Source organism: Methylacidimicrobium cyclopophantes, assembly GCF_902143385.2.
GTDB lineage: Bacteria > Verrucomicrobiota > Verrucomicrobiia > Methylacidiphilales > Methylacidiphilaceae > Methylacidimicrobium > Methylacidimicrobium cyclopophantes.
Window position 1 is genome coordinate 1 of the sequence record NZ_CABFUZ020000014.1, and the last position, 12,718, is coordinate 12,718.

The window sequence follows — 12,718 nt, forward strand, 5'->3', positions numbered from 1 at the left end:
CCGCCGGCCGGGAAACCGCCTACCCGGCCGGACAATCCTTCTTCTCTTTGCTCGGTTCCGATGCTCAGGCGCAAAGAACCGCTTCTTCGGCGCTCTTCCCCACCAGCGTCTCATCCTCCCGTTTCATGATGCCGAACTGCATGAGCAGGTCCTCGAGCTCGTCCATGGTGATGGGAGTCGGGATCACCCCGTTGCCCTTGTTCGCATGGATCTTCTTCGCCAAGCTCCGGTATTCGTCCGCCTGCTTCGATTCCGGCGCATACTCGATCACCGTCATCCGGCGGAGCTCCGCGTGCTGGACCACGTTGTCGCGCGGCACGAAATGGATGAGAGTCGTGCCCAGCTTTGCGGCCAGAGCCTCCGCCAGTTCCAACTCCCGATCCGTCTGCCGCTCGTTGCAGATGAGGCCGCCCAGGCGCACCCCTCCCGAGTTGGCATACTTGAGAATTCCCTTGGAGATGTTGTTGGCGGCGTACATCGCCATCATCTCGCCGGACATTACGATATAGATCTCCTGCGCCTTATTCTCTCGGATCGGCATCGCAAAGCCGCCGCAGACAACGTCGCCGAGAACGTCGTAGGAGACATAATCGATTCCCTCGTAGGCTCCGTTTTCCTCAAGGAAGTTGATCGACGTGATGACCCCTCTCCCGGCGCATCCGACCCCCGGCTCCGGCCCGCCCGACTCGACACAGCGGATGTTCTTGTAGCCGACCTTCATCACATCCTCGATCTCGAGGTCCTCTACGCTTCCGGCCGCGGCGGCCAGATGGAGAATCGTGTCTTGATTCTTCGCGTGGAGGATCAAGCGCGTGGAGTCGGCTTTCGGATCGCAACCGACGATCAGAATGCGCTGTCCCATTTCCGCCAAAGCGGCGAGAGTGTTCTGGGAAGTGGTCGATTTGCCGATCCCTCCCTTTCCGTAGAAGGCAATTTGTCGCAGCTCGCTCATTGTAGATCTCCCTTGTTTTCTTTTTGTCTTTTTTCCAAAGGGCGATCGTTCTGCTCTCACCCTTCGGCGCTTTGCAAGGGATCGAGCAGATCGCGTGCCAACGTGCTCGGCGACTGCCGAACGATCACCCGCTTCTTGCGCCTGCCTTCCGATCGCTCCCAAGAGAGAATCCCTCCGGATGCGCCCACTTGCCTGGGAGGGAAGGCATCGAGCTTCCGGGAGAATCGAGGAGCCTCCTCCTGCACTTCCTTCCCGCCCTCGATCACGTGCCAAAGACAACAAACGAGGAGAGAATGTCGGAAACCGAACAGGACTTCGACGCGCTTCCGTCCGATCCGATCGGAGGCGCCGGTGGCATATTTCTTGCTGCCAAGAGGGAATTATGGGGGCTCCGCGCAAAACACCAACTCCCCCCGTCCTGGTCGACACTACTCTTCGGGACGGGGAGCAGGCTCCCGGCGTTGCCTTTTCGCGAGAGGAAAAGCTCCGTCTAGTTCGAGCGCTCGTCTCGGCCGGCATTCCCGAGATCGAAGCGGGCATTCCCGTCATGGGAACGGCGGAGCAGGAGACCCTCTGGGCGATCGCGGCGCTCGCCGGGTCCCGCTGCCGGCTCCTCTCCTGGGGGAGGATGCATCCCGAAGATCTGGAAGCGATTCGATCGCTGCCGATCCGCTTCGCCAACCTTTCCATTCCGGTTTCCGATCAGCAGATCGAGAAAAAGCTGCAAAAGGGGAGGAGCTGGGTCCTCGAGACGGTGCGGCGATTCGTCCGGGAAGCACTCGATCTCGGCTTGGAGGTAGCGGTCGGAGGGGAAGACTCCTCCCGCGCCGAGCTCGATTTCGTCCTCCGCGTCGCCGAGACCGCCCAAGCCGCCGGTGCCTCGCGTTACCGCTTTGCCGACACCCTCGGCATCCTCGATCCGTTTACGACATTCCGGTCGATCCGAAAACTCCGCCGAACGGTGGACATCGACATCGAAATCCATGCCCATGACGATCTGGGGATGGCGACCGCGAACTCCCTCGCCGCCTACCGAGCCGGTGCCACGCACATCAGCGTAACCGTGAACGGCTTGGGGGAACGGGCGGGCAACGCCCCGCTGGAAGAGGTCGTGGCAGCTCTCCGTTACAACAGCCGAACCGATTGCGGGGTGCGCGGCGATTCCCTTTTCGCCCTCTCCCGACTCGTGGCCGAGATTTCGGGACGGCCGATCCCCGAAGCAAAGAGCATCGTCGGCGGATCGGTCTTCACCCATGAATCGGGCATCCACGTCGACGGACTCCTCAAGGATCCGTGGAACTACCAGGCCTTTGATCCCAAGGAGCTGGGCCGCACCCACGAGCTCGTCTTGGGCAAGCATTCGGGGCCCCGGGCGATCCAATGGGGATACCGGCGCCTCGGCGTCGATCTCTCGCTCTCCGAGGCCGAGGCGATGCGGAAGCCGATCGCCGCTTTCGTGACCCAAAGAAAGCGCTCTCCCAGCCCATCCGAGCTTCTCGGTCTCCTTGCCGAGACGATCCCGTCCGGAGTCGGCTCTCGTGCCCTGCCGGCCTCCCGTGCCTGACCCCTACCGACTACCGAACTCGCCTGGAAGCCGAATCAAGAAACACGCAGCCGAAGAAACTCGAGAAGCTCCGCGATGCGGACGCGTTCCTGACGCATCGAATCCCGCTCGCGGACGGTCACCGTCTCCTTTTCTCCGGCAAAGGCGCCGCTGCGCGCCCCTTCCAAGGTTTCGAAATCGATCGTCACGCCGAAGGGCGTGCCTACCTCGTCCATCCGGCGATAGCGGCGCCCAATGGCGCCACTCTCGTCGTAGAAGATCCGCAAGTGCATCCGCAAGAGATCGGCAACCTCACGGGCCTTTCGGACCAACGCTTCGTTGTTCTTGACGAGCGGGAAGACGCCGGCCTTGATCGGTGCCACGCGAGGGGAGAGACGGAGGACGACCCGTTTTTCCACCTTCCCTCCTTCCGCAGCCACATCTTCCTCGTCGTAAGCTTCGCAGAGGATCGCAAGGAACGTCCGATCGACTCCCCCGCTCGGCTCGATCACGTGCGGAATATATTTCTGTCCGGTCTCCTCGTCGAAATAGTCGAGCGGCTTGCCGCTGGCCGCTCCGTGTTGCCGCAAGTCAAAATCGGTCCGGTAGGCGATCCCTTCGAGCTCTTGGCGGCCAAAGGGGAAGGTGTATTCCAAATCGTAGGTCTTCTCCGAGTAAAAGGCTCTTTCTCCTTCCGGCACGTCCCGCACATGGATGCGATGACGCGGCAGGCCGATCGATTCGTACCAGGCCAGACGGGCTTCCTTCCATTTTTCGAGCTCCTCAAGCCCGGTCCCCGGCCGAATGAAATACTCGACCTCCATCTGCTCGAACTCGCGGGAGCGGAAGAGAAAATTCCGCGGGTTGACCTCGTTGCGAAACGATTTCCCGATTTGCGCAATGCCGAAAGGAATCTTCTTCCTCGAGGTCTCGAGCACGTTGCGAAATTGCACAAACATCGCCTGAGCCGTCTCGGGACGCAGGTAGGTAAGAGCACTCTCTTCTTCCAAGGGGCCGACATAAGTCCGGAAGAGGAGATTGAACCTCCTCGGCTCCGTCATCTCCCCACCGCACTCCCCGGGATGCTTGGAAGGCTTGAGCGGACAACGGGCCTCGGCGAGATGATCGACGCGAAAGCGCGCCTTGCATGTCTTGCAGTCGACCAGCCAATCGACGAACTGCTCCTCGTGGGTGCTCGCCTTCCAAACCGCCCGATTCATGAGAATCGAGCCGTCGAGACCCACGATATCCTCCCGCAATTGCGTCATCGAACGCCACCAGAGCTCCTTGATATTCCTCTTGAGTTCCACTCCAAGGGGCCCGAAGTCCCACAAACCGTTGAGGCCGCCATAAATTTCAGACGAGGGGAAGACGAAGCCTCGACGCTTGCAGAGCGCAACAAGCTTTTCCATCAATACTTCTTCTGTCATAAGAAATGGAACGGAAGCGCGATCCACCCGTCGCGCGGAAACGAGAGCAGTTACGAGTCCATGTCACGAAGGCTGAAGGCAAGGAAAAAGCAACCAGCCTCCCGCAAATCCGTTCTGCGGATCCTTTCCGGTTTCGCCGCCCGGATCGCCAGCCACTTTGTGCTCGCTGCGATTGGACTGCTTTCGGCGATCCTCGTCGCCACCTTTCTCCTATTACGGTTCTCCGGAGTGCCCACGCAAATCAAAAACGTCCTCCTGGCCGAGTTGGAGGCGCACGATATCGCGATCTCCGTGGGTCGCCTCTCCCTCGATCCGTTGGGCCACCTCATCGCCAGCAGAGTCGCCGTCTTTCGGAATCGCGACCGACAGGAGGTCTGGCTCCAGGTCGATCACGTCCGCCTTTCCGTCGCCTGGCTCGCTTGGTGGAAAGGCAAGCCCTGGATCAAGAACGCCTCGGTTCAGAACGCCACGATCCATCTTCCGCTCACGGCGCAGAGCGAGGTCGAGCTCTCTCAGGTGTCCGCTCGGGTCAACTTTGTCCCCGGCGCTCTGGAAATTCTGCAGGCCCGCGCCCGCGTCCTCAACCTCGAGCTTTTGCTCAAGGGGCGCATCTTGCTCAACGGATATCCCTCACTCCCCGCTCCCTCTCCGCGAGAGCAGCAGGCGACCGATTCTCTCTGGCACCAGATTCTTGCCGTCGTCGACGAGATCGAAACTCAGCGGCCGATTCCCGTAGAAGTCGACTTGTCGATGACGACCAAGGATCCCTGGGAAGCGACCGTCCGATGTCGCATCCTCTCCTCCCCCATTTCCTGGCGGCAAATCCCTCTGGGGCGGATGGCGGGAGAGCTGCGTCTCGCAGGCCGAATCGTCCGCCTGGAAGAACTCCATCTGGGATTTCCTCGAGGCGAAATCTCCCTTTGGGGAGAGGCCGATCTGCCGCAGCAGACGGGATTCCTCGAGTTTTTGAGTAACGCCGACCCCACCGTGCTCCGTCCCTCGTTGCCGGAAAAGATCGCCGCCGTCGTCCAAGAGTTCCATTTCGTAGACCTACCCAGCTTAAGCGGGCGAATGACCGCCAAGTGGGGGCCCACCGATCGCTTCCTCCGTCTCACCGCCGATCTCCATTGGCACCATTTCCGGTACCGAGGGCATCCCTTCGACGAACTTTCGATCCCCCTGGCCTTCGATGGAACGAAGCTTTTTATTCCGGAAGCGAAGCTCCGTTCTCCCGCGGGAAAGATCGATGCGGAATTCCTCTACGACCATTCCCTGCCCAAGCTTCGCATCAAGGCCGAATCCACTGTGGATCCGACGGTCTTTCTCGGATTGGCTGGTCCCGCCGCCGATCGTTTTCTCGAATCCCTCTCCTTTCCCAAGGAGCCTCCGTGGGCTCGGGGAGAGGTGACGGGCCACAACCTCTTCGATCCCACTGGATGGGAGGTGCATGGTAGCTTTTCGGCTAAGAACTGTTCCTACAAAGGGGTTGCGATTCGTTCCGTACAATCCGACATCGGGTACCAGGACCGTACGCTTCACTTCTCGCATTTCACGGCATCCCGGCCCGAGGGGACGATCTCGGGGGACTTTCAGAACGATTTCGGTCACAAGGTCGTCGCTGTTCATGATCTCTCTTCCTCGGTCGACGTAATCGCCTGCGCTCCGACCTTGGGCGACAAGTTCCCCGGCTACGTGGAGCCCTATCGCTTCCGAAAGCCTCCCCACCTCCAGGTGAGCGGCGTCGTCGATCTCAACGAGGGAAGCAAGAACCCGGTCAGCGACCTTCGAGTCGAAGTTCAGTCCGATTCCGTGCTCGACTATGTCCTCTTTCAGCGGAATTTCCCCATCGTCTCTCCCAAAGGGCGCGTTCTGCTCCGCCGCAACGAGCTAACCGTTCAAATCGATCAATCCTCCCTTTTCGACGGACCGCTCCACGGGACCCTCCATGTGACGCTGCGACCCGTGCCCGCTCCCTGTCCTTTCCATTCCGTTTTTGACTTGGAGCACGCCGATTTTCATAAGGTCATGTCCGACCTCTACCATCTCGACAAATGCTCGGGCAGCCTCCAATTTCACCTCGCCTTGGCCGGATTCGTGGGCAATCTGGCCTCCCTCACCGGCGAAGGCGATTTTGACGTGCGGGACGGCTACATCCTCTCGATCCCGTTTCTCGGCGGCCTCTCGACCGGCATGAGCACGGTCATCCCGGATTTCGCGATGGCCAAGGCGGATCAGGCGCATGCCCATTTTTCGGTGGGAAACGGCGAAGTCTCCACCGGGCAATTCAACATCGCGAGCGTCGCCTTCACCATCATCGGGAAAGGAAACTACAACTTCCTGCACGACAACCTCGAAGCCGATGCACGAGTCAACGTTCGCGGGCCCATGGGGACCATTTTATTCCCCATCAGCAAGCTTTTCGAATACCATGGTTCGGGAAAGCTCGCCGCCCCCGAGTGGAAGCCTCGCAATTTTTAGTGGGAGCCGGAGCCGATCCCCGCTCGCCAAACCGGCGGGGGGACGATATAGGGAAACGATGTCCGATCTTCCGAAAGCTTATGAGCCGAAAGAGATTGCCGAATCGATTTATGCTCGTTGGCTGCAAGACCAAACCTATCGCGCGGATCCCTCCTCTTCGAAGCCGGCCTTTTCCATCGTGATGCCTCCCCCGAATATCACGGGGGTGCTCACGCTCGGCCATGTCCTGAATAACACGCTGCAGGATGTCCTCTCCCGTAAGGCCCGCCTCGAAGGGTACGAGGTGCTCTGGCTTCCGGGAACGGATCACGCCGGCTTGGCTACGGAGATGGTCGTGGAGCGCTCCCTGCGAAAACAGAGAGGGATCGGCCGCAAGGAGCTGGGTCGAGAGGAGTTTCTTCGGCTCGTGCGGGAATGGAGAGAAAAGCATGGCCGAATCATCGTGGAGCAGCTCAAGAAGCTCGGGAGTTCCGCCGACTGGTCGCGAGAGCGCTTCACGATGGATGCGGACTATTCTCGGGCGGTCCAAGAGGTCTTCGTCGCACTCTACCGGAAAGGACTCATCTACCGAGGCAAACGAATGGTGAACTGGTGCCCCGCATCCTTGACCGCCCTCTCCGACGAAGAAGTGCTTCCGCGGGAAGAGCAGTCGAATCTCTATTTTGTCCGGTATGCGGTGGAGGACGAGCCAGGAGCCTTCCTGACCGTCGCCACCACCCGGCCGGAGACGATCCCGGGAGATACCGGCATCGCGGTCCATCCGGAAGACGAGCGATATCGCAAATGGATCGGGCGCCGGGCGGTCCGACCCTTTCCGCACGGCTCGATTCCGATTCTCGCCGATGCGGCCGTCGATCCCGCCTTCGGCAGCGGCGTCCTCAAGATCACCCCGGCCCATGACAAGCTCGACTTTGAAATCGGCCAGCGGCACAAGCTACCGATCGTCGACGTCCTGCATCCGGATGGGCGGATGAACTGCCCTTCCGTTCCGGAGCTCGATGGGCTCGATCGCTTCGAGGCGAGGAAAAAAGCGGCATCGCTCCTGGAGGAAAAGGGGTTGCTCGCCAAAATCGAGCCCTATCTCCACACCGTGGGGGTGAGCGAACGCGCCAACGTGCCGATCGAGCCCCGCCTCTCCGAGCAATGGTTTCTCCGATATCCCAAGGCCGAGGAGGCCCTCCGCGTCGTCCGGGAGCGGCGCATCCGATTCTTCCCCGAGCATTGGGAAAAGGTGTACGAGCATTGGATCGAAAACATTCAGGATTGGTGCATCTCGCGCCAAGTCTGGTGGGGACACCGGATTCCCGTCTGGTGGAAAGATGGATCCCATTTGTGCCAAGTGGAGTCGCCGGGTCCGGAATGGGTGCAGGATCCCGACACTCTCGACACCTGGTTCTCGTCTTGGCTCTGGGCGTTCGAGACCATGGACCCCGCTACGCGCCGAAAGTTTTATCCCACTTCGGTCCTGGTGACGGGTCCCGACATCATCTTCCTTTGGGTCGCCCGCATGATCATCGCGGGCCTGGAATTCCGGCCGGGCCGCGGACCAAGCCTGGAGGAAAACATTCCCTTCCGCGCCGTCTACTTTACCGGTCTGATCCGGGATCGGCTGGGGCGGAAGATGTCCAAATCGTTGGGCAACTCCCCCGATCCGCTCGCGCTGATCGAGAAATATGGAGCGGACGGACTCCGCTTCGGTCTTTTGCGAATCGCCCCTCAAGGACAAGACATCCGCTTCGATGAAAAGCAGATCGAAGAAGGACGGAACTTTTGCAACAAGCTCTGGAATGCCTGCCGCTTCCGAGCCCGTTTCGGACCCATTGCCGCATCCGCCCGACCTTGGGAAGATCGCCTCTCCCCGTTCGCGGTCGAGATGCTTTCCGCTCTGAGCCAGACCGGAATCCGGCTCGAAACGGCCTTCGGAGCCTACGAATTCAGCGAAGCCGCCGGTCTGCTCTACAGCTTTGTCTGGAACGACTTTTGCTCCTCTTTCCTCGAGGCGGCCAAGGTCGACCTATCCCAAGACCGAAGCCCGACGGCCTCGGGAACGCTCGCCGCCTTTGATTACGCCCTCTCCTGGATCCTGCGGCTCCTCCATCCCTTTTGTCCCTTCGTGACGGAGGAGCTCTGGAACCGATTCGAACTCGGCCCCTCCACGCTTCAGTTCGCCGGCTGGTTCAGCGCGGCGGAGGCGCGAAAGCTCGACGAGCGGCTGGCCGACCGGAAGGAGGCCGCTCTCCTCGCTCGTTCGATCTACCAGGCGGCCGAGCGCGGCCGTCACCTCCGTTCGACCTACGGCATCCCTTCCAACCAGAAGGTCCCGTTTCTCCTCCGCGCCGACGCGCCCCTGGCGAACGCCGAAAGGACCGTGCTCGCGGCGCTCTCGAACGCGAGCGAAATCGCCGACGTCGACGGGCCGCCTCCCAAAGCCCCCATGGTGCTGACCGCCGTGGGCGAGCTCTACCTCCCTTTAGAAGGGATTCTCGATCTCGATGTGGAACGGAAGCGGCTGACGAACGAAAAGGAGAAGCTCGCCCGCAACTGGCAGGCGATCCAGGATCGACTCCACAATCCCGAAGTCACGGCACGGGTTCCTGCGGAAAAGCTGAAGGCTTGGAAAGAGCAGGCCCGACAGCTGGAATCGGCGATGCGCCGACTCGAGGATCAGCTCAACGAGCTTTCCCAATAGATTCGGAAGGGGTGGGGAGGGCGCCGCGATCAGAGATCCGAGGCTCTTTCGCCCGTCTTGGCCGCCTCCGCGCTCGCCGTGCCGAAAAGCTTTGTGCGCGCAGCCGCGTCGATTCGAGCCGCGAGATCCGGATTGGTCTTGATGGCTTGGACGGCCGCCTCCCTCCCTTGCCCGATTTGCGTTCCGTCAAAATAGATCCAAGCACCTCGCTTATCCAAAATCCTCTGTTCGAGCCCAAAGTCGATGAGCGACCCCTCCCGAGAGATCCCCTCGTTGTAGAGGATGTCGAACTCACACTCGGTAAATGGAGGAGCGATCTTGTTCTTCACCACCTTCATCTTCGTCCGGTTCCCGTAGACGGTTCCGTCGCTCGTCTTCAGTTGCCCAATTCGACGCACGTCGACGCGCACCGATGCGTAGAATTTCAGCGCCTTTCCTCCGGGAGTAGTCTCGGGATTCCCGAACATCACTCCGATCTTTTCGCGAAGCTGGTTGGTAAAAATACAGATCGTCTTCGCCTTGCTGATGAGCGCGGTCAGCTTCCTCAAGGCGCTACTCATCAGGCGGGCTTGGGCACCGACCGTGGCGTCTCCGATCTGCCCTTCCAATTCGGCCCGCGTGGCGAGGGCTGCCACCGAGTCGATCACGATCACATCCACGGCGTTTGAGCGAATCAAGGTCTCCGCGATGGTCAACGCTTCCTCCCCGCAGTCCGGTTGGGAGATCAACAATTCCGACATATTGACTCCCAGGCGTCTCGCGTATTGAGGATCGATCGCATGCTCCACGTCGATGATGACACCGACTCCGCCCAATTTCTGCGCTTGCGCCACGACGGTGAGGGCAAGCGTCGTTTTCCCCGACGATTCCGGTCCGAAAATCTCGACGATGCGGCCACGGGGGAACCCCCCCGCGCCGAGCGCCCGGTCGATCACCAGGCAACCGGTGGGGATGACCTCGATCTGCAGACGAGCCTGAGCGTCCCCCAGACGCAGAATGGCACCTTCCCCGTACTCCTTCGAGATCGTCTGGAGGGCCAGATCGAGATTCTTATCCAGTCGCCGCGATTTCGCGTCCATCTTTTCGGATTCCACAGAACACCTTCTTCCTGCTTTCGCTCCCTTGCCAAGAAAGAATGTCCCGCACGAAATTCCCGGGAATTCTCAAATCGTAGGAAGTCCTAAAAGCCCCGATCCGCCTCGAGAAACCCTTCGAGATGGCGTAGCCGGGTCGGATGTCGCATCTTCCGAAGAGCCTTGGCCTCGATCTGTCGGATCCGCTCCCGCGTGACCCGAAACTGACGGCCCACCTCCTCGAGCGTACGGGGATACCCGTCGAGAAGCCCAAATCGCTGCTCGATCACCGTCCGCTCCCGCTCCGTCAGAGTATGGAGGACATCTCGGATCTTTTCCTTCAGCAGGGAGTAGGCGGTCATCTCTGAAGGATTTTCGGCCGACTTATCCTCGATGAAGTCCCCGAAGGTGGTGTCGTCGCTCTCCCCAACTTGGCTCTGGAGGGAGATCGGCTGCTGCGCCATCTTGAGAATGGCTCGAATCCGGTCGACGCTCAGCTGGATTTCATCGGCGATCTCTTCCGGGTTCGGTTCGCGGCCCAGCTCTTGAATCAGCTGCTTCTGCACCCGCATGAGCTTGTTGATCGTCTCGATCATGTGCACCGGGATCCGAATGGTGCGGGCTTGATCGGCGATGCTCCGCGTGATCGCCTGACGAATCCACCAGGTCGCGTAGGTCGAGAACTTATAGCCGCGTCGATATTCGAACTTCTCGACCGCCTTCATCAGGCCCATGTTTCCTTCCTGAATCAAATCGAGGAAAGAGAGGCCGCGATTGGTATATTTTTTGGCAATCGAGATCACGAGCCGAAGATTGGCCTCGACCATTTCCGTCTTGGCCCGCATCGCTTGATGCAGCCACTTCTTGAGCTCGCCGTGCCGCTTTTTGAACTCTTCGACGGAGGCGTGGGCCTGCTTTTGGAACTCCTGGAGTTGATCCTCCACCGCCTTCAACGCCTCGGAGCTCTTGCTCCCGCGTCCTTGGGCGCGAAGGCGCTTCCGCTCGCTCTCCCATCGGCAAATCTCCTGAAAGCGCTCCTCGCTTACCTGGACTAGATCCTCTACGACCTTCTGTTTGAAGTAGAAGCGACGGAAAATCTTTTCCAAGGCGAGATGCTGCTTCTCGAGTTCCTTTGCCAGCTTGGTCCTCTCCTTGGAATTTGCCGGCGATGCGCTCAGCCGGGCATATGTCTGATCGCTCTCCTCGATCTTTTCCTCGAGCTTGCTCATGAGGCCCGGCAGGACCTTCATGTAGGCCTCTCGCCCTTCGATATGCTTGTCCTGAATGAGCCGGTCGAACCGTTCCCTTCCCTGCTCGAGCTTCCGGGCCAGATGCAAATATTCCCGTGCGATAAATCCGAAGCTGTGGAGGCACTTTTGCACCATCAACTCGGCATTTTCGATCCGCTTGGAGATCTCGACCTCCTCTTCCCGCGTCAGAAGCGGGACCTGGCCCATCTGGCGGAGGTACATCCGCACCGGGTCGTCCAGGATGTCGAGCTTAGTCTCCTTTTCTTCATGGACCACCACATCCGCCGGAGCCGCGGGCTTCTGACGATCCACCTCGGAGCTCTCGATGACATCGATCTCCAGGCTGCGCAAAAATGTGATGATTGCTTCAATCTCGTCGGGTTGAGGCACGCAGTCGGGCAATGCTTCGTTGATATCGTCGAAGGTAAGATAGCCCTGCTCCTTTGCCAGCTTGACGAGAGTCCGCAGCTTCTCTTGCCTCAGAGGCTCTTCCGCCCAAATCTTCGCGAGCTTGCTGGCGAGCTGCTGCTCCTCGGCTACCAGAGTCGTCGAGGCAACGGTCGCGCCCGCCTTGGAATGACCGTTTCCCCCGGTGGCATGAACCTTGCTTAAAGAGGACGAGACAGAAGCCGAACTTTTTGTGCAATCGTGTGGGAGAGATGTTGGAGACGGGGAGCTCGATACGCTGGTTTTTTTGGTTCTTGGGGTTCTTGGATTGCGCGGCATGGTCATACTCGACTCATTACTGGGTTTCGACGACTGCAAGATGGCCAAGGAAAGACAAAGTGAAAAAGGTTAATCGAGACTCTTCCGCAAGTCAACGAGTTCCCGTAGCGCGTTCTGCGCTTCCGGAGAAGCTCCGCCGGCTCGGACGCGCTCCTCCAGAAGGCCGATCCGTCGGCGCTTCCACAGGAATTCCAAGCGCCGGCGCAATGTCTCCCAGCGATCTTCCGGCTCGACCGCCAGATCGACGGGGGGAGGGCGCAACAGCACGCCGGTGACGAAATTCCGCTCTTCCTCGGAAAGACTCGGAAAGAGAGTCTCAGGGTCCGACCCAATCGCGAGGATCTTCCGGACCAGTTCTCCTTCCTCTCCCGCATCGAGCCAGTCCAGGTCGAACTCGGCTCGGACCCTCTTCCAGATGCCCGGGGCTTCGCAGAGCAACCAGATCAACTCCGTCAGGACGGCATCCCGATTCGCCGGGAGAGCGCCGGGAAGCGCTTCGCTCCGCTTGTTGGCACTCCCCGCCTTTCGGATCGCTTCCTCGAGGGCGCCGCGGGAGACTCCCAGGCGGGCCGCCGTC

At 60.2% G+C, this 12,718-nt stretch carries 9 protein-coding genes; 3 read left to right on the top strand and 6 right to left on the bottom strand.

The annotated features are described in order from the left end of the window. Positions 1-64: 64 nt before the first annotated feature. Positions 65-952, bottom strand: a complete 888-nt coding sequence (nifH, locus tag FN369_RS00455; RefSeq protein ID WP_142524257.1) for a nitrogenase iron protein — start codon at positions 950-952, stop codon at positions 65-67. Between the two features lie 56 nt (positions 953-1,008). Continuing rightward, on the bottom strand, positions 1,009-1,218 hold the full coding sequence (locus FN369_RS00460) for a hypothetical protein (protein WP_142524258.1): 210 nt from the start codon (positions 1,216-1,218) through the stop codon (positions 1,009-1,011). Positions 1,219-1,334: 116 nt separating this feature from the next. Between FN369_RS00460 and nifV the strand changes: the two genes are divergently transcribed. Next, positions 1,335-2,516: a homocitrate synthase gene (gene nifV / locus FN369_RS00465; protein WP_142524259.1), complete on the top strand. Its 1,182-nt coding sequence runs from the start codon at positions 1,335-1,337 to the stop codon at positions 2,514-2,516. A 35-nt stretch (positions 2,517-2,551) separates the two neighbouring features. Here the strand turns inward: nifV and FN369_RS00470 are convergent, their stop codons facing one another. Continuing rightward, entirely contained in the window at positions 2,552-3,907 is a 1,356-nt protein-coding gene (locus FN369_RS00470; RefSeq protein ID WP_142524260.1) for a glycine--tRNA ligase, read from the bottom strand. A 78-nt stretch (positions 3,908-3,985) separates the two neighbouring features. Between FN369_RS00470 and FN369_RS00475 the strand changes: the two genes are divergently transcribed. Together FN369_RS00475 and FN369_RS00480 are read left to right on the top strand one after the other, a co-directional pair. Beyond that, complete coding sequence (locus tag FN369_RS00475) at positions 3,986-6,403, top strand: AsmA-like C-terminal region-containing protein (protein WP_142524261.1); 2,418 nt, start codon at positions 3,986-3,988, stop codon at positions 6,401-6,403. Between the two features lie 58 nt (positions 6,404-6,461). Further along, positions 6,462-9,092 (top strand): valine--tRNA ligase, encoded by a 2,631-nt coding sequence (locus tag FN369_RS00480; RefSeq protein WP_142524262.1) that lies wholly within the window; start codon positions 6,462-6,464, stop codon positions 9,090-9,092. A gap of 29 nt (positions 9,093-9,121) precedes the next feature. On the opposite strand, the gene recA is transcribed toward FN369_RS00480, so the two are convergent. The 3 genes from recA to FN369_RS10920 all read right to left on the bottom strand — a co-directional run. Continuing rightward, positions 9,122-10,171 (bottom strand): recombinase RecA, encoded by a 1,050-nt coding sequence (gene recA, locus FN369_RS00485; RefSeq protein WP_178087573.1) that lies wholly within the window; start codon positions 10,169-10,171, stop codon positions 9,122-9,124. A gap of 101 nt (positions 10,172-10,272) precedes the next feature. Then, the gene (gene rpoD / locus FN369_RS00490) at positions 10,273-12,141 is read right to left on the bottom strand and encodes an RNA polymerase sigma factor RpoD (RefSeq protein ID WP_142524264.1); all 1,869 of its coding nucleotides are present in this window, start codon (positions 12,139-12,141) and stop codon (positions 10,273-10,275) included. Positions 12,142-12,210: 69 nt separating this feature from the next. Continuing rightward, positions 12,211-12,718: hypothetical protein (locus FN369_RS10920; RefSeq protein WP_178087574.1), on the bottom strand; the 508-nt coding region annotated here is incomplete at its 5' end.

Coding starts and splice junctions, on each gene's coding strand:
- nifV (WP_142524259.1), top strand. CDS start 1,335: ATGGGGGCTCCGCGCAAAACACCAACTCCCCCCGTCCTGGTCGACACT.
- nifH (WP_142524257.1), bottom strand. CDS start 952: ATGAGCGAGCTGCGACAAATTGCCTTCTACGGAAAGGGAGGGATCGGC.
- rpoD (WP_142524264.1), bottom strand. CDS start 12,141: ATGCCGCGCAATCCAAGAACCCCAAGAACCAAAAAAACCAGCGTATCG.
- FN369_RS00470 (WP_142524260.1), bottom strand. CDS start 3,907: ATGGAAAAGCTTGTTGCGCTCTGCAAGCGTCGAGGCTTCGTCTTCCCC.
- FN369_RS00480 (WP_142524262.1), top strand. CDS start 6,462: ATGTCCGATCTTCCGAAAGCTTATGAGCCGAAAGAGATTGCCGAATCG.
- recA (WP_178087573.1), bottom strand. CDS start 10,171: ATGGACGCGAAATCGCGGCGACTGGATAAGAATCTCGATCTGGCCCTC.
- FN369_RS00475 (WP_142524261.1), top strand. CDS start 3,986: ATGTCACGAAGGCTGAAGGCAAGGAAAAAGCAACCAGCCTCCCGCAAA.